The organism is Rhodococcoides trifolii (genome assembly GCF_014635345.1).
In the GTDB taxonomy this organism is placed as follows: Bacteria; Actinomycetota; Actinomycetes; order Mycobacteriales; family Mycobacteriaceae; genus Rhodococcoides; species Rhodococcoides trifolii.
Map to the genome: position 1 here is coordinate 272,452 of NZ_BMCU01000004.1, position 23,629 is coordinate 296,080.

The following is a 23,629-nucleotide window of genomic DNA, read 5'->3' on the forward strand; positions in this document are numbered from 1 at the left end:
CCTGTCGGTGAGCAGCGCCATAATTCTGGTACACGAAGTCCCCACCCGAGAGGCCCGCCATGACCAGCATCGAATACCGGCTCCCGCAGGTGCGGCGGGTCGTCACCGAACTCCCCGGCCCCAACTCCGCAGCCCTCACGCAGCGACGCAAAGCCGTCATCGGCGCCGGCGTCGCGTCGAGTGTTCCGGTCTACGCGGCCGACGCGGACGGCGGCGTGATCGTCGACGTCGACGGCAACTCGCTCATCGACCTCGGGTCCGGCATCGCCGTGACGTCCGTCGGCGCCTCGAACCCGGCCGTGGTCGCAGCGGTGCAGGAACAAGTCGCGCACTTCACGCACACCTGCTTCATGGTGACCCCGTACGAGGGCTACATCGCGGTGGCGGAGAAGCTCGCCGAACTGACTCCCGGTGACTTCGACAAGCGCACCGTTCTGTTCAACAGCGGCGCGGAAGCCGTCGAGAACGCAGTGAAGATTGCCCGCCACGCGACCGGCCGCGATGCCGTCGTCGTGTTCGACCACGCCTACCACGGCCGCACCAACCTGACGATGGCGCTGACCGCGAAGGCCATGCCCTACAAGGCCGGTTTCGGTCCGTTCGCCCCCGAGGTGTACCGCGCGCCGATGTCCTACCCCTTCCGTGAAGGGCTGAACAAGGACGGCTCCGCGATCACCGGTGCACAGGCCGCGGCGCGAGCGATCTCGATGATCGAGAAGCAGATCGGCGCCGACCACGTCGCCGCGATCGTCATCGAACCCGTCCAGGGCGAAGGTGGATTCATCGTTCCCGCCGACGGATTCCTCCCCGCCCTGTCCGAGTGGGCCACCGCCAACGGCGTCGTCTTCGTCGCCGACGAGGTCCAGGCCGGCTTCTGCCGCACCGGCGACTGGTTCGCCGTCGACCACGAAGGTGTCGTCCCCGACCTGATCACGATGGCCAAGGGCATCGCCGGCGGCATGCCGCTGGCCGCGGTCACCGGTCGCGCCGACCTGATCGACGCCGTCCACGCCGGCGGCCTCGGCGGAACGTACGGCGGCAACCCCGTCGCCTGCGCGGCTGCGCTCGCGTCGATGTCGCAGATGGACGAGCTCGACCTCCGCGGCCGGGCCAAGCACATCGAAGAGATGGTCACCACGCGTCTGCGCACCCTCGCCGACGAGTTCGACATCATCGGGGACGTCCGTGGACGCGGCGGCATGCTGGCCATCGAATTCGTCGAGAGCGGCAGCATCGAGCCGAACCCGGCCGTCACGAAAGCTGTGTCGTCGGCCATGCTCGCCGAGGGCATCATCATCCTGACGTGCGGCACCTACGGCAACGTCGTGCGATTGCTACCGTCGCTGGTGATCTCCGACGAACTGTTGACCGAAGCGCTCGACGTACTCGAGGCGGTCATTCGAAAGGTTGCAGCATGAGTGTTCTCAGTAGCGTTCCGACGCAGTTGTGGTTGGGCGGCAAGCAGGTTCCGTCGTCGTCGGGCGCCACGTTCGACATCACGAACCCCGCCGACGGCAGCCTGCTGCTGACCATCGCCGACGCCACCCCCGACGACGGTATGCGCGCACTCGACCTCGCGGTCGCCGCACAATCGGACTGGGCCGCCACGCCGACGCGTGAGCGGGCCGAGATCCTGCGCACCGCGTTCGATCTCGTGAAAGAGCGCGCCGACGACTTCGCCGAGTTGATGACCCTGGAAATGGGAAAGTCGTTGGCGGAGAGCAAAGGTGAAGTCACCTACGGCAACGAGTTCCTGCGCTGGTTCTCCGAGGAGGCGGTGCGCATCGGTGGCCGCTTCACGCAGGCGCCCGCCGGCACCGGACGTATCCTGGTGACGAAGGTGCCCGTCGGACCGGTTCTCGCGATCACACCGTGGAACTTCCCGCTGGCCATGGGAACTCGCAAGATCGGCCCCGCACTGGCGGCCGGCAACACGATCATCGTCAAGCCCGCGGAAGACACCCCGCTGACGATGCTGCTGCTCGGTCAGGTGTTCGCCGACGCCGGACTGCCAGAAGGCGTCATGTCGATCCTGCCGACGTCCGACGCGGCATCGGTCACCGGTCCGCTGATGCAGGACTCGCGTCTGAAGAAGGTCACCTTCACCGGATCGACGGCCGTCGGCAAGACGCTCGTCCGCAACTCGGCCGACAAGCTGCTGCGCACCTCGATGGAACTGGGTGGCAACGCCCCGCTCATCGTCTTCGACGACGCCGACATCGACAAGGCCGTCGACGGCGCGATGCTGGCGAAGATGCGCAACGGCGGCGAGGCCTGCACCGCTGCCAACCGCATCCACGTCGCCAATGCCGTGCTCGACGAGTTCACCGAGAAGCTCAGTGCACGCATCGAGGACTTGAAGGTCGGATCGGGACTCGACCCCGACACCAACATCGGTCCGCTGATCAACGAGCGGCAGCGCACCGTCGTCAAGACCTTGGTCGACGACGCCGTGGAAAAAGGCGCCCGCGTACGCGTCGGAGGGTCGTCGATCGACGGTCCCGGGTTCTTCTTCGCGCCGACGGTGCTCGACCAGGTCCCCGCGAACGCGCGCCTGCTGAAGGAAGAGATCTTCGGGCCCGTGGCTGCGGTCATCGGCTTCGAGACCGAGCAGGACGGCATCGACGCCGCCAACGACACCGAGTACGGCCTCGCCGCGTATTTCTTCACTCAGGACGTCGATCGCGCGCTGCGTGTCGCGTCGAAGTTGGACGCGGGAATCGTCGGTGTGAACCGCGGAGTCGTGTCGGACGCCGCTGCGCCGTTCGGCGGGGTGAAGGAGTCCGGATTCGGCCGCGAAGGCGGTTCGGAGGGCATCGAGGAGTACCTGGAGACCAAGTACGTCGCACTGCAGTAACTCCTGTCACTTCTGCAACACAGAATTACCTGTATTGTTTCAACAGGCAATCACTTACGAACACACAGGAGATTCAGCGGTATGGCGTCACGACTTCGCACAGCAGTCGTGGTTGCTGTCTCCACCCTCTTGCTGGCCGTCGGTGCGCCCGCGGCGGCGGATCCTGTGGTGCCGTCACCGGCGCAGGCTCCCACCGAAGGTCTCGACGGTGCCAACGACTTCGCGTGTTCGCCGTCCGCCGAGCATCCGCGTCCGGTCGTGCTGGTGCACGGGACCTGGGCGGACGCGCAGACGTCGTGGAAGTCGCTGGTTCCTCAGCTGAAGTCCGAGGGTTACTGCGTCTTCGCGCTCGACTACGGCTACAAGGCCACGCTGACGTACGGCAATCCGCTGAACCTGTTCGGCGGCGACGACATCGCCCAGTCGGCTCGTGAACTCGGCGGTTTCGTCGATTCCGTTCTCGCGGCCACCGGGGCGTCGCAGGTCGACGTGGTCGGTCATTCGCAGGGCGGAACGCTCGCTCGGCAGTACATGAAGTTCGACGGCGGGGCCGACTACCTGAACCCGGCGGCCAACAAGGTGCACACCCTCGTCACCCTCGGTGCCACGAACCACGGCACCACCTACGACTCGAAGCAGATCGTCGGCGACATCGCGCAGGAGTTCGGCATCCCGGTCACGTTCGTCGCCGCGGCGACGGTGGGCCCGTCCGCGGTGCAACAGTTCGTCGGCTCGCCCTTCATGCAACTGCTGAACGCCGGCGGAGACACCATGCCCGGCGTCGACTACACGATCATCGCCACCCACCACGACGCCGTCTCCACACCGCCCGAGCTCACCTTCCTCACCGCGGGAGCAGGCGCGACCGTCGACAATGTGTGGGTTCAGGACGGCTGCCCGTCCAACGAGACCACGCACGCGACCCTCCCGACCGACCCGCGTGCGATGTGGATGGTCATGCGCGGACTCGATGCGTCCTACGCCGATCGGGTGCCGTCTCCCTGCTAGCGGCTCACCCGAGCAGGTAGGGCGCGAGCAGTTCCGACAGCTCCCCGGCTGCAGCCTCGGGGTCGACGGGCGGCCTCGGAACGTAACTCAGCGCAAGGCGCACGATGGCACGACTCACGATGTCCGCCTTGTGTTTCGGCGCTTCGACCCAGCAGTTCTGCAGCGTGTCGGACATGTGCGTTCCGGCCCGCTCGATCAGTACGTCGCTGTCGGTGGTGATGAGCCGCAGCAGGTCGTCGGGTGCGTCGGGCCCGTGCAGCGACATCACCAGCGGGTCGACGACGCTGAGGGCGAAGAAGGTCGTGAAACCCTGCCGCAGCGCAGCTCCGACGTCACCGACGTGCTGGTACAGCGCCGCGTCGACCACACTCACGAAGGAGTCGGTCAGGCGCATCGCGTATCCCTGCGCCAGGCCACGGCGTGAGCCGAACTCGTTGTAGATGGTCTGTCTGCTCAGGCCGGCCGCGGCGGCGACGTCGTTCATCGTGACGCTTCGCCAGTTTCGTTCGCGCAACAGCTCTCGTACGGCGTCGAGAGTGGTGTCACGCTGCAGGGTGGCCGCCGCGGTGCGGTATCGACTCTGCGCAGTCGAGCGGGGCGCGGCGGGCATGGTGCGAGTCTAGAGCGGGTGGCGGCGCGTCACGCCGTCGCTGCTTCGAAGTCGATCTTCTCGCGGACGCCACAGTCGGGGCAAGCCCAGTCGTCGGGAACGTCAGCCCACGGTGTGCCTGCCGGAAAGCCCTCGCGCGGAGCGCCTTTGGCCTCGTCGTAGACGTACTGGCACACCGGGCACTCGTACGCGGTCACGTCGCCCCGTACTGTGCGAGCACCCTGTCCCGCTTGCGCGGCGCGATGTTCACCCGCGTGATGTCGCCGTCGTAGTGGTCGAGGACGCGGTGGTCCATCACCCTGCGCCACAGCGGCGGAAAGTACGCGAGGGAGATCATGCTGGCGTACCCGCTCGGGAGATTCGGGGCACCGTCCATGCTGCGCAAGATCTGGTAGCGCCGTGTGGGATTCGCGTGGTGATCACTGTGGCGCTGCAGATGATAAAGAAAGATGTTGGTCACGATGTGATCGGAGTTCCAGCTGTGTTCCGGTGCCGCGCGCTCGTACCGACCGCGAGGGGTTCGCTGGCGGAGCAACCCGTAGTGCTCGAGGTAGTTGACCGTTTCGAGAAGCGAAAAGCCGTACACCGCCTGGATCACGAGGAACGGGATCACGACCGGACCGAAGAGCGCGATGAGGACGCCGAACAACACCACCGACATCAGCCACGCATTCAGCACGTCGTTGTGAATGGTCCAGGTGCGCTTGCTCGCTCGATCCAGGCGTGCTTTCTCGAGCGTCCACGACGAGGTGAGGCTGCCCCACACGCTGCGAGGCAGGAAGGCCCAGAAGGTTTCGCCGAACTTCGAGCTGGCGGGGTCCTCCGGGGTGGCGACCCGAACGTGATGGCCGCGGTTGTGCTCGATGTAGAAGTGGCCGTAGAAGGTCTGTGCCAGTGTGACTTTCGACAGCCACCGTTCCAGCGAGTCCTTCTTGTGCCCGAGTTCGTGAGCCGTGTTGATACCGATCCCGCCCATGACGCCGACCGTGATGGCGAGACCGATCTTGGAGGTCGGTCCGAGGCCGCCGTCGACGCCGAGCCACGACAGATTCTCGGCCGACCAGAGGTAGCAGGCGAACACGAGACTGGCGAACTGGAACGGGATGTACGCGTACGTGCAGTAGCGGTAGTACTTGTCGTTCTCGAGTTGTTCCATGACCTCGTCGGGCGGGTTCTGACCGTCGGGTCCGAAGAAGCGGTCGAGTATCGGAAGCAGAACGTAGACCAGGATCGGCCCGATCCACCACCAGAGGGGCGCGACCGCGTTCCACTCCAGGCGACCGAACAGCCAGACGCCGACCGTGGCCGTGAACACGGCGGTGGGTGCCACGAGCCCGAACAGCCACAGATAGCGCTTCCGGTCCCGCCACTCGCCGGTGACCGGGACCTGTTTGTCCGCATTCGCTGTCGTCACGGACTGCCTCCTTATGACGTGACTCACTGTGCGATAGACACTAGAGCGTTTTCGATCAAAACACTAGACAAAATCAGCTATTTGTAAAACCTGCTGCGTGTCGAGCGTTTCTGCGGCCGCGCTACCGTGAGGAAAGTCGTCGAAAGGACCCCGTCGTGAGTGGTCTCGTTCTGTCCCGCCGTGATCTCGATTTCCTCCTGTACGAGTGGCTCGACGTGCTCGCCCTCACCGAGCGCAAGCGCTTCTCGGAGCACTCGAAGGAGACGTTCGACGCCGTCCTCGAGCTCAGTGAGCAGATCGCCGTCAGGCACTTCGCCAACCACAACAAGAAGGCCGACGCCAACGAGCCGTACGTCGGCGACGACGGAAAGGTCGTCCTGATTCCCGAGGTCGCGGAGGCGCTGAGGGCGTTCGGCGAAGCGGGTCTGATGTCGGGGCAGTTCGACGACTCGCTCGGCGGCCTGCAGTTGCCCACGTCGGTGTCGAAGGCGTCGCTGCTGTGGTTCCAGGCCGCGAACACCGGAACGGCGACGTATCCCTTCCTGACGATGGCGAACGCAAACCTGCTCATCGAATACGCCACCGCTGACCTGGTCGACTCGTACGTCCGACCGATGCTCGAAGGCCGGTTCTACGGAACGATGTGTCTGTCCGAGCCGCAGGCCGGCTCGTCGCTCGCCGACATCACGACCCGCGCCGAGCTGCAGGACGACGGGACGTACCGCGTCCACGGAACCAAGATGTGGATCTCCGGCGGCGACCACGAGCTGGGCGAGAACATCGTGCACCTAGTGCTGGCCAAGATCCCGGGCGGTCCCGCGGGCGTGAAGGGCATCTCGCTGTTCGTGGTGCCGAAGGTCCTCGTCGACACCGACGGCACACTGGGAGAGCGCAACGACGTCTCGCTCGTCGGCCTCAATCACAAGATGGGTTACCGCGGCACCACCAACACCCTGCTCAACTTCGGTGAGAAGGGCGGCGCCGTGGGCTATTTGGTCGGGGAACAGCACAAGGGTCTCGCCTACATGTTCAAGATGATGAACGAGGCGCGGATCGGAGTGGGTCTCGGTGCCACCGCGCTCGGCTACACCGGCTACCTGCATTCGGTCGACTACGCCACGCAGCGCACCCAGGGCCGTCCGCTCGGTCACAAGGACCCCACCACTGCGCAGATCCCCCTCGTCGAGCACGTGGACGTGCGACGGATGTTGTTGGCGCAGAAGGCCTACGTCGAGGGTGGGTTGGCGCTCGGGCTCTACTGCTCACACCTCGTCGACGAGCAGACCACGTCCGAGGACGAGACCGTGCGCACGAATGCCGGTGTGCTGCTGGACGTTCTGACTCCCATCGCCAAGTCCTGGCCCTCGCAGTGGTGCCTCGAAGCGAACAGTCTCGCGATCCAGGTGCACGGCGGGTACGGCTACACACGCGACTACAACGTCGAGCAGTTCTACCGCGACAACCGCCTCAACCCGATCCACGAGGGCACCCACGGTATCCAGGGTCTGGACCTGTTGGGGCGCAAGGTCGTTGCCGACAACGGAGCCGGCCTCGCCCTGCTGGTCTCGACCATCCAGGAGACCGTCTCGCGCGCAACCGACGGTGTCGCAGCCGAGTACGCGGAGGCGCTGAGCCTGGCGGTTCAGCGAGTCGTCGGAGTGACCTCGACCCTGTGGGGAACGGGCGATCCTGCGCTGGCGCTGGCCAATTCGTCGGTGTACCTCGAAGCCGTCGGGCATGTGGTGGTGGCCTGGCTGTGGCTCGAGCAGTTGTTGGTGGCCGGCGACAAGGAAGGCGCGTTCTACGAGGGCAAGCGCACTGCGGCGCGGTATTTCTTCGTCTACGAACTCCCCAAGACCGATCCGCAGTTCGATCTGCTGGGAAATCTCGACCGCACCACACTCGATGCGGACGTGAGCATCTTCTAGGCGCCTTCGGCACCTGTGCGCCAAAAAGTACCCTCCTCGGTACTTTTCGGCGCACAGGTGGCGCAGCCGCCTACCGAGGCAGGAGGTCGGGCGTCACGATCTGCAGGCTGCTGCTGCCGTCGGGATCGCTCCCGGTGACGACGACGCCACCCGTACGGGGATCGACCGCAACGGAATTGGGCTGCTGCACGGTCGGCACGTCGCCGACGGTGCGGGGCTGCTCGGGGTTCGAGAGGTCGACCACTCGCAGGATGTTCGACGCGGTCAGCGTGATGTACATCAGGTTGCGCTGCGCGTCGAACGCCATGCCGTAGGGATTGCCCGGCGCGTCGACGCGGGCGACGTCGGTGATCTGCGGTCCGATGCGCTCGATCAGGACCGCGCCGCCGTCGGTGTCGGCGAACGCGGCGAGGTCGCCGGTCAACGTCAGTGCGTGCGTGAGCTTCTGGCCGACCGGTGCCTGCGCGACCTGCTGCATCGTCGTGCCGTCGTACACCCAGACGCCGTTGCCCTGGACATCGGCGACCGCGGCGTACTGCCCGACAGCGGCGAGCCCGCCCGGCTGCACCGGCCCCGCCGGTAGCTCGCTCGCGACCTTGCCGTCGCGAATGAACACGACGCCGCCGCCCATCTCGTTGGTGACGACGATGGTGCCGTCGGACGTCCGTACGGCGTCGTGCGGTTGGCGACCGACCATCGACGCCGTGGAGGTCACGCTGCCGTCGGCCAACGAGAGCTGCGAGAACTCGTCCGACTGCTCCAGCGGGACGAGGACGGGACCGTCGGGTCCGGCGAGCGAGAGGTGCCGCGCGGACCCCTCGGTGGGGACGGTCTGACGGACCGCGCCGGTGGTCGCGTCGAACAGTTCGATGCCGTCGGGCTCGCGGACGGAGACTGCGCCGATGCCCGAGGTGCCGATCACGATTCCCTCGGGAGCGTTCCCGATGGGCACGACGGTGCCCACGGGCGGAACCGTCGGCGCCTCGGCCTGGCCGGGTTCGGCGGCGGGTGTGGTCGCCGCGGACGACGGGGTGGTCTCGGGCGGAGTCTCGGAGTCGGACGAACTGCATCCCGTCAGCACGAGACCGGCAACGAGCGAGGTGATCAGAACCGAGTTCCTGGTGCGCATTGCTCCAGTGTGCCCAGTCGGCGGGCCGGCGCCTAGTCGGCGGCTTTCGCCAGCGCCGACGGCCACCAGATCTTCTTGCCGATGTCGTACGAGAGTGCGGGGACGAGGATGCTGCGGACCACGATCGTATCGAGGAGGACGCCGAACGCCACCGCGAATCCGACTTCGGCCAGGAACACCAGGGGTAGGACGCCGAGCACGGCGAACGTGGCCGCCAGAACGATGCCGGCCGAGGTGATGACGCCACCGGTCACGGCGAGACCCCGAGTGACTCCTTCGCGGGTTCCGTGCTCCAGGGTCTCCTCTCGCACTCGTGTCATCAAGAAGATGTTGTAGTCGATACCGAGCGCGACCAAGAAGACGAACGCGAACAACGGGAACGACTGATCGGCACCCGCGAAGCCGAACACGTGGGTGAAGAACAGCCCCGACACTCCGAGGGCGGCAGCGAACGACAGGACGACGGTGACGATGAGGATCAGTGGTGCCAAGAGCGCGCGCAGCAACACCGCGAGCACGAGGAAGATCACGACCAGGACGATCGGGATGATCAGTTTGTTGTCGTGTACGGCCGCGTCCTGGACGTCGATGGTGGTCGCGGTCTGCCCGCCGACACGCACGTCGCCGGGCAGATCGTGCACCGTGGCCCGAAGATTCTTGACCGTGGCAAGGGCAGCGGGTGAGTCGTACGGATCTGCCAGTGTCGCGTTGACGAGAGTGCGCCCGTCGATCGGCTCGACCTGTAGTTGTACTGGTGCGCAACCAGTTTGCCCGGCCAACGCAGCCGGACCGAGCGATTGGAGAAGTGCCGCGATCTTCGCGAAGTCCGCCTGCACACAGACGGAGTTCTCTTTGGTGGCGATGCCGGGCGCCGATCTTGCTGCCTCGATGACACCCGCGGCGTCCGCTGCGTCGACGGTCATGACGACGGGAGCGCCGGTACCGGGGTCGAACTTGGAGTCGTAGAGCTCTTGGCCCGTCACCGCGGGAGGCTTGTTCGTGAAGGTCTGGGTGGTGGTGAGTCCGCCGGTGTCGAGGCTGACGACGCCGATGATGCACAGCAGCAGAACGACGGTGGCGCCGATCCACGCAGCCCGATGACGCGCAGCGATCAGTGCCGCGATGCGACCCCACAGGCCGTGTGTCGTCAGGTCGGAGGCGTGGTCGATCTTGGGTTTGCGGGGCCAGAACACCCACCGCCCCGCCGCGGAGAGGACGACGGGAAGGAAGGTCATCATCACCAGGAGCGTGCACCCGATACCGATGGCCGCCACGGGACCGAGACTCTTGTTCGAGTTCAGCTCCGAGAAACTCAGGCACAGCAGCCCGATGATGACTGTCGCCGCCGAGGCGAAGATGGCGGGCGCCGACTCCTTCCACGCCGTGATCATGGCGTCGAAGCGGTTCTCGTAGTTGTGCAGTTCTTCGCGGTAGCGCGAGATGAGCAGGAGGGCGTAGTCCGTGCCGGCGCCGAGAACCAGGACCGACAGAATTCCTTGACTCTGGCCGGTCAGCGTCAGGAGGTCGGCCTTTGCCAGGAAGTAGATGATCAGCGACGACACCCCCAACGCCAGCACCGCGGAGATGATCGGAAAGAACCACAGCACCGGTGATCGGTAGACCACCAGAAGGATCAGGATCACCACCAGGAGCGCTGCGCCCAACAAGGCGCCGTCGAGGCCGGAGAACGCATCGATGAACGCCACGAGCAATCCGCCCGGTCCGGCGGGCAGCACGGTGATCGTGTCGCCGGCCGTCTGCTGCGCCGCCGCGATCACGGCGTTCTCGGTCTCGGCGAGGGCGTCACCCTGAATGGGTGTGCCGTCGTCGGTCTCGGCGACCAGGGGGACGAAGAGGGACGCAGTCCTTCCGTCGCTCGAGTAGGTGGGCGCTGCGATGCCGTCCGTGTCCACGCCGTCGACTGCGCTGATTGCTTTCTGCGCGTCGAGGATTGTCGTCTTGTCTGCGTCGGTGAGCGGTTCGGTCTTGTCGAACAGCACGAAGCCGGGAATGGTCGGAACTTTGATGAACTCGGCGCTCTCGTTGCTCACCCGCGTCGATTCGGCCGATCCCGGGAGGTAGGACGCGTTGTCGTTCTTCTGAACCTCGGACAGCTTTCCTTGGTAACTCCCGCCCGCGCCGCCGACCAGGAGCACGAGGATTGCCACGGCGATGACGGTGAACACGGGCCGTCCGCGCCGGACGGTGGTGGGTGCAGTCATGTCTGGCCCCTCGGTCCTGGCCCGGCTTGTCGGGTGCGGTAAGTAGACCACCCATGTGCGACGGAGGCACTCGGTATTCACCCTGATCTTGCGGTCTGCTTAGATACAAGTTGTGCGCAACTTGCCGACATCAGCTGACCGGGCCTACTCGACGGTCAAGGAGCTCATCGTTTCGGGTGACCTGCCCGGCGGTGAACTGATCAGCGAGGGCGAAATCGCCGAGCGCACGGGAACCAGCCGCACCCCGGTCCGCGAGGCATTTCTCCGTTTGCAGTCCGAAGGCTGGATGCGGCTCTACCCCAAGCGCGGCGCCCTCGTCGTCCCGATCGCCGACGGTGAAGCCGGGCATCTGCTCGACGCGCGACAACTCGTCGAAACGGGAAGCCTGCAGGCGTTCGCCGAGGACCGCGCCGCGCGCGTCCGTGCCACTGAGGAGATGCGCGCCAGCCTCGAGCGGCAGCGCGCACTCGCCGGCACGGGGGATTTCCTCGGCTTCAGTGCCGAGGACGCCGACTTCCACGCCACCGTCGTACGCCACGGCCGCAATCCACTTCTCGACGTGTTCTACGCAAGCCTGCGCGACCGGCAGCGACGCATGACCGCCAAGTCGGTGACGCGCGATCCCGGGCAGCTGGCGTCGATCATCGCGGACCACGAGCACCTGGCCGCACTGGTCGCCGACGGTCGTGTCGACGAGTACGACGCGGCAGTACGGACGCACATGTACCGGGTACACGGAATGGAGGAGGGGAACCGATGAACAAGAACTGGCTTCTCGTCGCGGCGGGAATGTTCGCCGTCGCGTGGGGCGGAAACGAATTCACGCCGCTGCTCGTGATGTACCGGTCGGAAGGGTCTTTCACGCCCGTCGTCGTCGACACCTTCCTCTTCGCCTACGTGATCGGCATCGTGCCGGCCCTGCTCATCGGTGGGCCGCTGTCCGATCGCCTCGGCCGACGTGTGCTCATGGTCCCGGCGCCGCTGATCGCCGCCGCCGGATCCATTGTCATTGCGCTGGGCGCGGATTCGGCCGTTCTGTTGTTCGTCGGCCGCATCCTCAGCGGCGTCGCGTTGGGCATCGGTATGGCCGTCGGCGGAAGCTGGCTGAAGGAACTGTCCGAGCCGGGCGCCGGTGCGCGGCGTGCCGCGATGAGTCTGACGGGCGGTTTCGCGATCGGCGCGGGCGTCGCCGGTGTGCTTGCTCAGTGGGCGCCGTGGCCCACTCATCTGGCGTACGTCGTGCACGTCGTGATGTGTCTTGTGGTGTTCTCCGGCATTCGTCGTGTTTCGGAAACGATTGCACGGCAATCGAACCCAGGACGTCTGCGCGACGACTTGAAGATCCTGTCCGCCGGTCACCGCCGCTTCCTCACCGTGGTTCTGCCCGTCGCGCCGTGGGTGTTCGGGGCGGCGAGCGTCGCGTACGCCGTCCTGCCCGCGTTGATGACCGACCACAGCGGGTCGGCTCCGATTGCGTTCTCCGCCTTGCTCGGCGTCGTTGCTCTGGGCTGCGGGTTCACCATCCAGGCGGTCGGTCGGCGTATCGACACTCCGAGCGGGGCCCGCGCGGTGCTGGTGGCGTTGGGCATCATCGTGGTCGGCATGGCCCTTGCGGCTGTGGCCGCGGACCGGCTCACCGTTCCCTTGGCGCTCCTCGCGGCTGCCGTTCTCGGCGGTGGCTACGGAATGGCACTGGTGTCGGGACTGCAAGAGGTACAACGCATTGCGGGTCCGAAGGATCTCGCCGGGCTGACCGCCGTCTTCTACTCGATCACCTACCTGGGGTTCGCGGTGCCCGCGATCCTGGCCGTGCTGGTGCAGGAGTTCCCCGGCCTCGTGTCGTACCCGGTGCTGTTCGGCATCGGGTCGGCGGTGGCGCTGGTGTCGCTGGGGTGGGTGGCCGTCCGTTCGCGGGCGCATCTGCCGGAAGGCCGCGTTGCGGCACGGGTGTGAAAAAGAGTCCTCCCGCACTCTTTTTCACACCCGTGCGCCGCAGGTGCCTACGGCATTTTCGGCAACCGCGTCCCGTTCAGCCACGGATCCCAGAACGCCGCCGTCGTCCCGTACCGCGATGCGAGGTCGGTGAAGTCGGCCGTCACCACCGTCGAGTAGCGGAACTTGTCGGTCCACTCCTGGATCAGGGCGAAGAACTTCTCGTCACCGACCTTGCGACGCAACGCATGTACGGCTAGGGCGCCGCGCTTGTAGACGCGGTCGTCGAACATCGATTCCGGACCGGGATCGGCGAGCACGATGTCCATGGGCAACGCCGCCTGCAACGCATGCGCGCGGGTGGCGCGGGAGTGGGCGGATGGCCCGCCGGAGTTCTCGGACCAGATCCATTCGGAGTAGCAGGCGAAGCCTTCGTGCAGCCAGATGTCGCGCCAGCGACCGAGGGTCAGGCTGTTGCCGAACCACTGGTGCGCGAGCTCGTGCGCCACGAGCCGCTCGTAGCGCCGGGTGCCGTCGCAGTGATTCGCTCCGAACGTGCTGATTCCCTGTGCCTCGATGGGGATTTCGAGCTCGTCGTCGGTGACCACGACGGTGTAGTCGGCGAACGGATAGGGCCCGTAGAGGCGCACGAACACGTCCATCATCTCGGCCTGACGCCCGAAGTCGTGCGCATACGAGGGCAGCAGCCGTGACGGCAGCACCGCGGAGATCGGGACGGTTTCCGACTGGATGGTGTGCTTCTCGTACGGTCCGATCTGGATGGTCGCGAGGTAGGACGCCATCGGTTCCGGCTGATCGTAGACCCAGGTGGTGCGCGAGGACTTGGTCTGCTTGCGCACCAGTGTCCCGTTGGCCACCGCGAAGTACGGCGAGTCGGTGGTGATCGAAATGCGGTAGCTCGCTTTGGAACTGGGGTGATCGTCGCACGGGAACCAGGACGCGGCCCCGTTGGGCTGACTGGCGACCAGGGAGCCTTCGGTCAGCTCCTCCCAGCCGACCTGTCCCCACAGGCCGCGGATCGGTTGCGGGTTGCCGTTGTAGGCAACGACCACCACGAACGGTGCGCCGGTGGCGAGTGGCTTGCTCAGCGAGATGGTGAGCTTGCCGTCACGGTGCGTGTATTTGCTTGCGCGCGAACCGTTCACGGTCACCTTGGACGCACTGAGCGCGGGCCCGAAGTCGAGCGAGAACTTCTGCAGCGGCGAGACCGTGACTGCGCTGACCGTGGCCTTGCCGGCCAACCGGTTGGCACTGACCCGGTATTCGAGCTCGAGTTCGTACCGCGAGACCTTGAAGCCGCGGTTGCCGTTCTGCGGCAGATAGGGGTCGATGGGCGGTTCGATCGCCTCGCTGTCGAACCGTGGAGTCAACGGCTTCACTACGCCTCCGACTTCACGAGTGGGTCTCCTTTGACCCACGGGGAGATCGGATTGCCCTGCCACCGGCTCGAGCTCGGAACGCGGTCGCCGCGCATCACCAACGACGCCGGACCGACGGTCGCGCCGGGTCCGATACCTGCAGCGGGAAGAGCGACGCAGTGCGGCCCGAGGGTCGCACCGGCTCCCAGGGTGACGGTATCCATGCTCATGATCCGATCATGGAACAGATGCGTCTGCACAACGCACCCACGGTTCACGGTCGCGCCGTCGCCGAGGGTGATCAGATCTGCCTCCGGCAACCAGTAGGTCTCACACCAGACGCCGCGCCCGATGGTGGCGCCCAACCATCGCAACCACACGTTCAGCACCGCGGTGCCCTCGGCGGCCCGAGCGAACCACGGGGCGGCGACGGTCTCGACGAACGTGTCGGCCACCTCGTTGCGCCACACGAACGAACTCCACAACGGGTGCTCGACGGCACCGATGCGGCCGACGACGAGCCACTTCGCCAGCGCTGAAATCGCTGCGGCCACCGCGCCGGCGGCGAGCAGTACGAGTCCGCTCAGCAGAGCCGCAAGCCAATACCCGACGCTCGACGCGATGGCGGTCAGCGAGACGAGCACGCCCCACCCGATCGCGAACGTCACCATCACCGGAACGAGCCGGCACGTCTCGACGACGGCGCGCGCGATCTTGAGCTTGCGCGGTGGGTCGAACGTGCGGGCGGTGTCCGCAGAATTGGGTGCCCGACGCAACCGCACCGGTGGACTGCCCAGCCACGACGACCCGGACTTGGCCTTCGCCGGCGCCGCGGAGAGCACCGCGACGAGTCCGTTCTTCGGGACGCGGCGCCCCGCCCCGGCCATCCCGGAGTTGCCGAGGAACGCGCGTTTGCCGACCTTGGCCTCACCGAGCATCATCCAGCCGCCGCCGAGCTCGTAGCTGGCGATCATGGTGTCGTCGGCGAGGAACGCCCCGTCGCCGACGGTGGTGAACTTGGGCACCAGCAGCACCGTCGACGCTTCGACGTCCTTGCCGATGTCGGCGCCCAACAGCCGGAGCCACCGCGGCGTCAGCAGCGACGCGTACAGGGGGAAGAGGAACGTGCGGGCGGCGTCCATCAGGCGTTCGGTCGCCCAGACCTGCCACCCGATCCGGCTGCGTACCGCGTGATAGCCCGGCACCAACCCGATGGAGAGCAACCGCACCGCAACCAGGGTGATCACCGCGTACAAGAGAAGACTCACGAGTGTCGCGAGCGGCAGCCACGCCAGTCCGAGGCCGAGTGCGCCTGCGAGCGTGGTGGTGTCACGCACACCCCAGCCGATCAGGGCGATACCGAACGCGAGCGCGAAGATCGACAGACCCGAGAGCAGCAGCGACGTGACGCCGTAGGCGACCACCCACCGGCTCGCGCGCGGCGGCGTGTTCGCCGGCCAGAGATGTTCGGCCTTACCGACTTTCGCGGCCGGTGACCCGGCCCACTGCTGACCGGCCTTGACCTTGCCGACGACGGCCGAGCCGGCGAGGACCTCCGCGTTCTTGCCGATCTGCGCGCCGGGCATGACCGTCGATCGCGCCCCGATGGTTGCGCCGGCGCCGACGGTGATGCGCCCGATGTGCACGACGTCGCCGTCGATCCAGTGACCCGACAGGTCCACCTCGGGTTCGATCGAACACCCGTCACCGAGCGACAGCATGCCCGTCACGGGCGGAAGGGTGTGCAGATCAACGCCTTTGCCGATGTCCGCACCCAGAGCGCGTGCGTAGTAGACCATCCACGGCGCACCGGAGAGATTCGAGGCGCCGCTGGCGTCGGTGAGTCTGACCGCCGTCCACAGCCGCAGGTGCACGCTTCCACCGCGCGGGTACGAGCCGGGCTCGATACCGCGAAGGAGGATCCGGGACCCGACGACGGAGATCGCCATGCGGCCGATGGGCGTGATGAACAGGAGGAACCCGACGAGAATCCACCACCAGGACACCGTCGGCAACCAGGGGACCGGTGTGATCCAGGACAGGACATCGGCGGCTGCGCCGAGCCAGGTGATCCATTGCAGCCCGGTCAGAGTCGTCAGCGGAACCGTCGCCACGATCTGCGCCCACTGCGCTGCGCGCGGCGTCGGAGTCACCTCCCGCGGTTCGACCACGACGGTCGGGGCGAGCTCGTCCAACATCTCGACGAGCGATCCCAGCCGAGGGTGATCGTAGAGCTCGGCGACGGTCACCGACGGGAACTTCTCACGCAGCTTCGTCACCAGCTGAGCGGCCGAGAGGGAACCGCCGCCGGCGGCGAAGAAATCGACGTCCAGCGAATCGATCTCGGTCCCGAGCACGTCGGTCCACAGGTCGGCGACCCACCGGGCGGTGCCGTCGAGGTCGGATGCTCCGCCGGAGTCGGACTCGCGGCGGGGAAGTGGCCACGGCAAGGCATTTCGGTCGACTTTGCCGGAGGTACGCGTCGGCAGTTCGTCGAGAAGTGCGAGCCGGGGAACCAGGGCCGTCGGCAACTGCTCGACGAGGAGCTCGCGAGCACGCGCGAGGTCGAAGTCGGGATCGGTACTCGCGAGATAACCGACGAGAATCGGTGTGCCGGAACCGGTCTTGCGCACCGCCGCGGCGGCCGCGCTGACCCCGGGCAGTGCCTGCAAGGCGTTGTCGACCTCGCCGAGTTCGATGCGGCGACCACCGACCTTGACCTGATCGTCCGCGCGGCCCTGAAACAGCAGGCCCTCTTCTTCGAGCCGCACGAGATCGCCACTGCGATAGGCACGTTCCCACCCGAGAGACGGCATCGGGGCGTACTTCTCGGCGTCCTTGGCCGGATCGAGGTAGCGGGCCAGCCCGACGCCGCCGATGACGAGTTCTCCGACCTCACCGACCGCCACGGGCTCGCCGTCCGGTCCGACGACCGCGAGATCCCACCCGTCCAACGGTAATCCGATGCGTACCGGTCCCGTGCCGTCCATGAGCGCAGCACAGGCGACGACGGTGGCCTCGGTGGGGCCGTACGTGTTCCATACCTCTCGCCCCGGAACAGCAAGGCGCTCGGCCAGTTCCGGCGGGCACGCCTCGCCGCCGAAGATGAGCAGACGCACGTCCTCGAGGGTGACGGCCGGCCAGAGAGCAGCCAGGGTGGGCACCGTCGAGACGACGCTGATGTCGCGCGCCACGAGCCACGGACCGAGGTCCATGCCGCTGCGCACCAGCGATCGCGGCGCGGGCACCAGGCACGCACCGTTCCTCCAGGCCAGCCACATCTCTTCGCACGACGCGTCGAATGCGACGGACAACCCGGCGAGCACGCGGTCGCCGGGACCGATCGGTCTGTCCTGCAGAAACATTCGCGCTTCGGCGTCGACGAAGGCGGCCGCGTTACGGTTGCTGACCGCGACACCCTTCGGGGTGCCGGTCGACCCGGAGGTGAAGATGATCCAGGCGTCGTCCTCGGGGTTCGGCCGTCGGACGGGGCCGGCTCCGGGGGTGGCCGCAGACGTGGCCGTCACGCCGGACTCCATGACGATCGCGGTGACTGCGGCCTCGGAGAAGACGAGCTCGGCGCGTTCGTCGGGATCGTCGACGTCGACGGGAACGTAGGCCGCGCCTGCGCCGATGATCGACAGGATGGCCGCGTACAGCGAGTAGGTTCCGGACGGCATCCGGATGCCGACGCGGTCGCCGGCGCACACCCCGGCGCGGCCCAGCCACTGCGCGCCCTCGTCGATGGCGTCGAGAAGTTCGGCGTAGGAGATGGTGGTGTCACCGTCGTCGATCGCGGGGGCGTCGGGGAACCGGCGAGCGGTGTCCTCGAGCACGTCGATCAGCGTCCGCGCGGGCGGCGCCTCCGAAGATCGGAGGAACGTCTCGGGGATGCGGTTCTGCAGTGACAAGGTGAGACGGCCTTTCGTGTCCGGTCGGGTGTGCTCCGTGTTATCCCACGTCTAGTTTGCGGGTGGGTGAACAGAATCGCGCGCTCCCGGCCCCGGTTGACAACCGCGCGTGTCCTTGTCATTGTTTTGTTCAGGTCACGAGTACCAGCATCAAGCCCCGGCTCGCTGGTCGGCAACCCTCCTCCGCGGTGGGGTGCTCCGGGTGACGACCAGGCTGTGCCCCGAGGTGGGGTACGGCAAGCGCGGACTCCTCGTGGGTCCCCAAGCCGAGGGACATCTCTGCCATGACCACTGTTTCCTTCACTGCATGTTCGACCGTCTCCGGAGCGGACCTGGACGTTCCCCTCGTCGACGGACGCTCGGTCCGCTACGCCAACTTCGACTACGCGGCCAGCGCTCCCGCGCTCGAGGCCGTCACCGACGCGGTGCGAAACCTGTTGCCCTACTACGCTTCCGTGCATCGCGGCGCCGGATACGCCTCACGGGTCTCCACTCAGGCGTACGAGAACGCGCGCAACGCGGTGGGCGAGTTCGTGAATGCGCGTGACGCCGATGTCGTGGTGTTCACCCGCAACACCACCGATTCGCTGAACCTGTTGGCGCGGTGCGTACCCGGCGACACCGTGGTGCTCGACATCGAACACCACGCGACCCTCTTGCCGTGGCACGGGCGACGCGTGGTCTCCGCAGCCGACACGATCGACGAGACCTGCCAACGTCTGGTCGCCGAATTGTGGTCGAAACCCGCTGCGCTGCTTGCGGTCACGGGTGCGTCGAACGTCACCGGTGAGGTGTTGCCGCTCGCGCGTCTGGCCAGGATCGCACACGAATGCGGCGCGCGAATCTGCGTCGACGCGGCGCAGTTGGCTCCGCACCGCAGCATCGACATCGCCGACCTCGGTGTCGACTACGTCGCGTTCTCCGGACACAAGCTGTACGCGCCGTTCGGGGCGGGAGTGCTGGTGGGAAACCGGGATTGGCTCGACGCCGCGGACCCGTACCTGGCTGGCGGGGGCGCGGTGAGCAACGTGCGCGTCGACGAGACGGTGTGGGCGTGCGCGCCGGCACGTCACGAGGGCGGAACGCCGAACGTCCTCGGTGCGGTCGCGCTGGCGGCCGCGTGCACCGCGCTGGGAACGCTCGACTCGTCGGGACACGAAACCGCCCTGACCGAACTTCTGAAGGACGGACTCGCCGCCGTTCCCGGTGTGTCCTTCCTGCGCATCTTCGACGACGTCGAGGACTCCGTCGGCATCGTCTCCTTCACCGTCGACGGGTACGAGCCCGGGCACGTCGCGGCGTACCTCTCGGCCGAACACGGCATCGGGGTGCGGGACGGTCGGTTCTGCGCGCATCCGCTGCTCGCGAAGCTCGGTGTCCCCGACGGGGCGGTGCGGGCGAGCATCGGCCTCGGGACCTCCAGCGAGGACGTCGAACGGCTCGTGGGGGCGGTGTCTGCGCTGGTCGGCGGCGTATCGACGTGGAACTACGCCCGCACCGACGGGTATTGGAATCCGGTGCCGGACCCCCGGCCGCTCGGGACGTCCGTCGACGGCGGGGCCCTCTGCATCGGAGTGGAGCCTGCGGAACGACCAGGTCGTGTGTCGGAGTGGAGCCTGCGGAACGACCAGAAGGCACTGTGACGTACGACGCACTCTCCCGGCGTGGGGTCAGCAGGTGGTTAGCATGAGCTACATGTTCGAGAGCACTCGATGGGCCCGTAGGCACGTCGATCTGTGCCGCGTCTCGTCCACCGCGTGTCATCCCTGAGGTTCGGCGTCGTTCACTGCACAGCCACTCAGCGCGAGAAGGACATCTGATGACATCAGCACCCACCGTTTCGGTCGACGCGGTCGCTCTGACCGTGGACGCACCGAAGCTCGAGACCGTACGCATTCAGGCTTCGGACCTGTCCGAAGCGCAAGCACAGCGCACTCGACTGCGCCAGGCGTTCGCCGAAGCCGGTCACGACGTCGATCAGCTCTCCGTGGTTCTCGACGTCGACATGCACATCGCTGTCGACGCGCGAACTGCTCGCAAAGAGCTGGGTAGTGCGGTATCGGTGCCTGCGCCGCGATCGCTTCTCTACGTCGGCACCGCGTCCGGCCTGGCCGGATTGATCGCGGACATCAAGGCAGCCGATGTCGCGGACGGGGTGAACCTGCACCCGATTCTCGATCGTGGGGACGTCGTGGTTCGCGTCGTCGACGAGGTGCTGCCGTGGCTGGCGTCGCGGGGCGCCGTCGTCGACGACGACGCGGTGCGCGGACTCGCCGGATCTGCTCGGAAGGCGAGCTAGCCCGCAGGCCCCATGTCCACCGCCAAACCCGCGGTGATGCGGAGAAGCTCGCTGTAGGTGGTGCGGAAGAGCGTGTTCGGGTGACCGGCCGCCGCCCAGAGTTCTTGGTACCGGCCGAGATCGGTGTCGACGAACGTCGGTAGATTCGTCGGGTGCCCCACCGGCGCGATGCCCCCGATCGGTTGTCCGGTCGCGTGTTTGACGACGTCGAGCGGCGCGCGCACCAGCGTGCCCTCCAGGCGGGCTCCCGTTGCCGCGAGATCGACGTTGTGCGCACCCGAGACCAACAGCAGCACGGGATCGTCGTCGAGCAGGAAGACCAGCGACTTCGTGATGGCACCGACCGGAACGCCCACGGCCGCAGCAGCTTCGGCGGCCGTGTGCGTCGGCTCGCTCTGCGTCACGATCACCCCGTGATGGCCGCGGGAGATCAGGACGTCCGCGACGTGTGCTGCGCCCGGGTGCGGGAGGCGAGGCATCACACGTCCCAGGACACTTTCACCGCGGCGCGCGCCTTCTCGGTCAACTGTCCGAACATGCGCAGCCGAGCCATGCCGCCGTCGGGAAAGATGTCCATCCGAATCTCGGTGACCGGGTCGGAATGCTCGAGAACGAAACGGTGTCGAGTGTCGGGCTGCAGGCGCGTCTTCGGCAGCAGATCGAACCACTCGCCTTCACCGTGCCGTCCCTTCAAAGACGCTGCGCCGGGGGCGTTTCCGAGGAAGCAGGACGTGTCCAGTTCGGCCAGCGCGATGACGGACTCACCTGCGAGCCGTACCTGCACCCAGTCGTTGGCGTCGTTGCGTCGGCGCGATGTTTCCCATCCCTCGCCCATCGACCGCGGCGGCCCGGGGAAGAGAAGGTTGTTCGGTGAGCTGTAGAACATGTTGGAGCAGGCGGTGACGTAACCGCCGTTCTCGAGCGAGGCGAGGTCGATGGGACCGGCGTCCAAGAACTTCGGGTCGGGTCGGCCGCGTCCGAGGACGCGCAGGCGCGCCACGCCGCCGTCGGGATAGATCGTGAGTTTGACGTGTGTCCACCGCCCGTCGGACGCCACCTTGAAGCGGTTCTCCGTGTCACCCTTGACGGGGCTGCGCGGCACGATGGTGACCCACTCGACGTCGGCGCGCAGTTCGTCGGTACTCGGAAACCCGTTCACCGCAGCAGCTTCGACCGAAATCTCGGGCGGGTAGTTTCCGGTGAACCATCCGGTGTCGACCACGACGGCCTCCACGACGCCGGGCGCTCCGAGCCGAACGATGGCCTCGTCGTAACCGGGCTCGCGACGCCGTCTGGTCTCCCACCCGTCGTAGATCTGGCCCTTGTGGCCGAACGTGGCGGTTTGGTAGACGGCCTTGCCGGGGCGGACGAGATTCTCCTTTTCCGCGAACGTCTCGTCGTTGGCCCAGACGACAGCTCCACCGAGTGTGCGTACGGCGAGGTCGGGCAGGGGCAGCGGGAAGGTCGACGTCATGAGGAGCAGGCTAATACAGCGGGTAGCCCTCTTCCGGTCCGAGCATCCGCTCGAGCCTGATGTGGTTGATCTTGGCGAGCTCGTTGCGCATCACCTTGCGCTCGGTGTCGCGGTCGTTGTGCATCCGGCCCGTGATCTCGGCGGTGAGGGCGGGGGCGGTTCGGCCGGCCGGTACACACAGCAGCCGGAACCCGAAGAGCTCTTGGTACGACGCGCAGGCGGACCGCAACATCTCCTGCTCGTCCTCGCTGACCACGACCGCGCACTGTTCCTGCGCCGACCGGAACCGGTTCAGGCGGCTGCAGATCGGTGGATGGCCGGTGAGCGCCTCGTCGATGTCGGCCTCGGACAGCTCCCCGAGCTCGGTGTCGGCAGCGCGGAACAGATCGTCGTACGACGCGTACGGCCGCCGGTCGACGATCGTGGACGCCCAGGTGACCGAGGGGCAACATTCGAACAGTGCGTGCACGGCCTGGCGATGATTCATCGTGTTGAATCGCTCCAGACCGATTCCTTGATGCATCAACATGACACCAACTATGTGTCGGTTTCCACGCCCGAGCCAGGGCCGAGCAGGAACTTTGCACAGCCTTAACGCGCCGTAACACGACGTACCGGCGGTTGGTTAATGTACGACCATGACCACCTCATGGACCGCGTTCACCGTCGAGCAGGCCGATCACGTCGCCACCGTCAACCTCGTCGGACCCGGCAAGGGCAACGCGATGGGCCCCGACTTCTGGCGCGAACTGCCGCTGCTGTTCGGCGAACTCGACGCCGATCCGCAGGTGCGGGCAATCGTGCTGGTCGGGTCGGGCAAGAACTTCTCCTACGGCTTGGACCTGCCGGCCATGGCAGGCGACTTCGCCCCGCTGATGGGCGACCGCGCGCTGGCCGAACCTCGTACGACCTTCCACGCCATGGTCAAGCGTCTGCAGGCGGCCATCACCGCTGTCGCGGACTGCCGCAAACCAGTCGTCACCGCCGTGCAGGGGTGGTGCATCGGTGGCGGCGTCGATCTCATCTCTGCGGCCGACATTCGCTACGCCAGCGCGGATGCCAAGTTCAGCGTCCGAGAGGTGAAGGTCGCGATGGTGGCCGACGTGGGGTCGTTCGCGAGGTTGCCGCGCATCATCTCCGACGGCCATCTGCGCGAACTCGCACTGACGGGCAAGGACATCGACGCGGCGCGTGCCGAGAAGATCGGCCTCGTCAACGAGGTGTTCGACGACGTCGAGGGAGCCGTCGCGGCGGCGCAGCGGACGGCGGCCGAGATCGCGGCCAACCCGCCCCTCGTCGTGCAGGGCGTCAAGGACGTCCTGGACCACAGTCGCAGTGCGGCCGTGGACGATTCGCTTCGGTACGTCGCTGCCTGGAACGCCGCCTTCCTGCCGTCCGAGGACCTCCAGGAGGCCATCGCGTCGGTCTTCGAGAAGCGGCCGCCGCAGTTCCGGGGTCGCTAGACT

Annotated in this window: 19 protein-coding genes and 1 riboswitch; of the genes, 9 read left to right on the forward strand and 10 right to left on the reverse strand. The window is 66.8% G+C overall.

Annotated elements, in window-relative coordinates; translation table 11 throughout:
• Positions 1-59 precede the first annotated feature (59 nt).
• The 3 genes from gabT (at position 60) to IEW02_RS18990 (ending at position 3,865) form a co-directional block, all read left to right on the forward strand.
• Positions 60-1,418 carry a 4-aminobutyrate--2-oxoglutarate transaminase gene (gabT, locus tag IEW02_RS18980; protein ID WP_188546442.1) on the forward strand — a complete coding sequence of 453 codons (1,359 nt, stop codon included), beginning with the start codon at positions 60-62 and terminating at the stop codon, positions 1,416-1,418.
• Positions 1,415-2,857: an NAD-dependent succinate-semialdehyde dehydrogenase gene (locus IEW02_RS18985; RefSeq protein WP_188546443.1), complete on the forward strand. Its 1,443-nt coding sequence runs from the start codon at positions 1,415-1,417 to the stop codon at positions 2,855-2,857. The genes gabT and IEW02_RS18985 overlap by 4 nt, the downstream gene beginning before the upstream one ends.
• Positions 2,858-2,938: 81 nt before the next feature.
• A complete protein-coding gene (locus IEW02_RS18990; RefSeq protein WP_188546444.1) occupies positions 2,939-3,865 on the forward strand; it encodes an esterase/lipase family protein in 927 nt (308 codons plus the stop codon).
• 4 nt (positions 3,866-3,869) lie between these two features.
• Here IEW02_RS18990 and IEW02_RS18995 read toward each other — a convergent pair whose 3' ends face one another.
• Genes IEW02_RS18995 through IEW02_RS19005 form a run of 3 tightly spaced genes read right to left on the reverse strand, consistent with a single transcriptional unit; the run spans position 3,870 to position 5,889 of the window.
• Positions 3,870-4,475, reverse strand: a complete 606-nt coding sequence (locus tag IEW02_RS18995; protein ID WP_188546445.1) for a TetR/AcrR family transcriptional regulator — start codon at positions 4,473-4,475, stop codon at positions 3,870-3,872.
• A 29-nt stretch (positions 4,476-4,504) separates the two neighbouring features.
• Positions 4,505-4,672: a rubredoxin gene (locus IEW02_RS19000; protein ID WP_188546446.1), complete on the reverse strand. Its 168-nt coding sequence runs from the start codon at positions 4,670-4,672 to the stop codon at positions 4,505-4,507.
• Positions 4,669-5,889, reverse strand: a complete 1,221-nt coding sequence (locus IEW02_RS19005; protein WP_188546447.1) for an alkane 1-monooxygenase — start codon at positions 5,887-5,889, stop codon at positions 4,669-4,671. Before IEW02_RS19005 ends, IEW02_RS19000 begins: the two co-directional genes overlap by 4 nt.
• Before the next feature lie 155 nt (positions 5,890-6,044).
• Here IEW02_RS19005 and IEW02_RS19010 point away from each other — a divergent pair, with 155 nt between their 5' ends.
• Entirely contained in the window at positions 6,045-7,817 is a 1,773-nt protein-coding gene (locus tag IEW02_RS19010) for an acyl-CoA dehydrogenase (protein ID WP_188546448.1), read from the forward strand.
• Positions 7,818-7,887: 70 nt separating this feature from the next.
• Here the strand turns inward: IEW02_RS19010 and IEW02_RS19015 are convergent, their stop codons facing one another.
• Both IEW02_RS19015 and IEW02_RS19020 read right to left on the reverse strand, forming a co-directional pair.
• On the reverse strand, positions 7,888-8,946 hold the full coding sequence (locus tag IEW02_RS19015) for an NHL repeat-containing protein (RefSeq protein ID WP_188546449.1): 1,059 nt from the start codon (positions 8,944-8,946) through the stop codon (positions 7,888-7,890).
• Positions 8,947-8,978: 32 nt separating this feature from the next.
• Complete coding sequence (locus IEW02_RS19020) at positions 8,979-11,168, reverse strand: MMPL family transporter (RefSeq protein ID WP_188546450.1); 2,190 nt, start codon at positions 11,166-11,168, stop codon at positions 8,979-8,981.
• 112 nt (positions 11,169-11,280) lie between these two features.
• On the opposite strand from IEW02_RS19020, the gene IEW02_RS19025 reads away from it, so the two are divergent.
• Both IEW02_RS19025 and IEW02_RS19030 read left to right on the forward strand, forming a co-directional pair.
• Complete coding sequence (locus tag IEW02_RS19025; protein ID WP_188546451.1) at positions 11,281-11,928, forward strand: GntR family transcriptional regulator; 648 nt, start codon at positions 11,281-11,283, stop codon at positions 11,926-11,928.
• Entirely contained in the window at positions 11,925-13,121 is a 1,197-nt protein-coding gene (locus IEW02_RS19030; protein WP_188546452.1) for an MFS transporter, read from the forward strand. Before IEW02_RS19025 ends, IEW02_RS19030 begins: the two co-directional genes overlap by 4 nt.
• 47 nt (positions 13,122-13,168) lie before the next feature.
• Here the strand turns inward: IEW02_RS19030 and IEW02_RS19035 are convergent, their stop codons facing one another.
• Together IEW02_RS19035 and IEW02_RS19040 are read right to left on the reverse strand one after the other, a co-directional pair.
• Complete coding sequence (locus tag IEW02_RS19035; RefSeq protein WP_188546453.1) at positions 13,169-14,500, reverse strand: M1 family metallopeptidase; 1,332 nt, start codon at positions 14,498-14,500, stop codon at positions 13,169-13,171.
• Positions 14,500-18,390 carry a Pls/PosA family non-ribosomal peptide synthetase gene (locus tag IEW02_RS19040; protein WP_188546454.1) on the reverse strand — a complete coding sequence of 1,297 codons (3,891 nt, stop codon included), beginning with the start codon at positions 18,388-18,390 and terminating at the stop codon, positions 14,500-14,502. The genes IEW02_RS19035 and IEW02_RS19040 overlap by 1 nt, the downstream gene beginning before the upstream one ends.
• A 133-nt stretch (positions 18,391-18,523) precedes the next feature.
• Positions 18,524-18,639, forward strand: a riboswitch (SAM riboswitch).
• Between the two features lie 35 nt (positions 18,640-18,674).
• On the opposite strand from IEW02_RS19040, the gene IEW02_RS19045 reads away from it, so the two are divergent.
• On the forward strand, positions 18,675-20,033 hold the full coding sequence (locus IEW02_RS19045; protein ID WP_188546455.1) for an aminotransferase class V-fold PLP-dependent enzyme: 1,359 nt from the start codon (positions 18,675-18,677) through the stop codon (positions 20,031-20,033).
• 176 nt (positions 20,034-20,209) lie between these two features.
• A complete protein-coding gene (locus tag IEW02_RS19050) occupies positions 20,210-20,689 on the forward strand; it encodes a hypothetical protein (protein WP_188546456.1) in 480 nt (159 codons plus the stop codon).
• On the opposite strand, the gene IEW02_RS19055 is transcribed toward IEW02_RS19050, so the two are convergent.
• Genes IEW02_RS19055 through IEW02_RS19065 form a run of 3 tightly spaced genes read right to left on the reverse strand, consistent with a single transcriptional unit; the run spans position 20,686 to position 22,692 of the window.
• Positions 20,686-21,168 (reverse strand): YbaK/EbsC family protein, encoded by a 483-nt coding sequence (locus tag IEW02_RS19055; protein WP_188546457.1) that lies wholly within the window; start codon positions 21,166-21,168, stop codon positions 20,686-20,688. The genes IEW02_RS19050 and IEW02_RS19055 overlap by 4 nt on opposite strands.
• Positions 21,168-22,163 carry an allantoicase gene (gene alc / locus IEW02_RS19060; RefSeq protein WP_188546458.1) on the reverse strand — a complete coding sequence of 332 codons (996 nt, stop codon included), beginning with the start codon at positions 22,161-22,163 and terminating at the stop codon, positions 21,168-21,170. Before alc ends, IEW02_RS19055 begins: the two co-directional genes overlap by 1 nt.
• Positions 22,164-22,173: 10 nt before the next feature.
• Entirely contained in the window at positions 22,174-22,692 is a 519-nt protein-coding gene (locus tag IEW02_RS19065; RefSeq protein WP_188546459.1) for a 2-oxo-4-hydroxy-4-carboxy-5-ureidoimidazoline decarboxylase, read from the reverse strand.
• A gap of 109 nt (positions 22,693-22,801) precedes the next feature.
• On the opposite strand from IEW02_RS19065, the gene IEW02_RS19070 reads away from it, so the two are divergent.
• Positions 22,802-23,626 (forward strand): crotonase/enoyl-CoA hydratase family protein, encoded by an 825-nt coding sequence (locus tag IEW02_RS19070; RefSeq protein ID WP_188546460.1) that lies wholly within the window; start codon positions 22,802-22,804, stop codon positions 23,624-23,626.
• Positions 23,627-23,629: the final 3 nt, after the last annotated feature.

Bases quoted from the DNA above. Each gene is read 5' to 3' on its own strand.
- gabT (WP_188546442.1), top strand. From the start codon at position 60: ATGACCAGCATCGAATACCGGCTCCCGCAGGTGCGGCGGGTCGTCACC.
- IEW02_RS18985 (WP_188546443.1), top strand. From the start codon at position 1,415: ATGAGTGTTCTCAGTAGCGTTCCGACGCAGTTGTGGTTGGGCGGCAAG.
- IEW02_RS18990 (WP_188546444.1), top strand. From the start codon at position 2,939: ATGGCGTCACGACTTCGCACAGCAGTCGTGGTTGCTGTCTCCACCCTC.
- IEW02_RS18995 (WP_188546445.1), bottom strand. From the start codon at position 4,475: ATGCCCGCCGCGCCCCGCTCGACTGCGCAGAGTCGATACCGCACCGCG.
- IEW02_RS19015 (WP_188546449.1), bottom strand. From the start codon at position 8,946: ATGCGCACCAGGAACTCGGTTCTGATCACCTCGCTCGTTGCCGGTCTC.
- IEW02_RS19020 (WP_188546450.1), bottom strand. From the start codon at position 11,168: ATGACTGCACCCACCACCGTCCGGCGCGGACGGCCCGTGTTCACCGTC.
- IEW02_RS19030 (WP_188546452.1), top strand. From the start codon at position 11,925: ATGAACAAGAACTGGCTTCTCGTCGCGGCGGGAATGTTCGCCGTCGCG.
- IEW02_RS19045 (WP_188546455.1), top strand. From the start codon at position 18,675: ATGACCACTGTTTCCTTCACTGCATGTTCGACCGTCTCCGGAGCGGAC.
- IEW02_RS19050 (WP_188546456.1), top strand. From the start codon at position 20,210: ATGACATCAGCACCCACCGTTTCGGTCGACGCGGTCGCTCTGACCGTG.
- IEW02_RS19055 (WP_188546457.1), bottom strand. From the start codon at position 21,168: ATGCCTCGCCTCCCGCACCCGGGCGCAGCACACGTCGCGGACGTCCTG.
- alc (WP_188546458.1), bottom strand. From the start codon at position 22,163: ATGACGTCGACCTTCCCGCTGCCCCTGCCCGACCTCGCCGTACGCACA.
- IEW02_RS19065 (WP_188546459.1), bottom strand. From the start codon at position 22,692: ATGTTGATGCATCAAGGAATCGGTCTGGAGCGATTCAACACGATGAAT.
- IEW02_RS19070 (WP_188546460.1), top strand. From the start codon at position 22,802: ATGACCACCTCATGGACCGCGTTCACCGTCGAGCAGGCCGATCACGTC.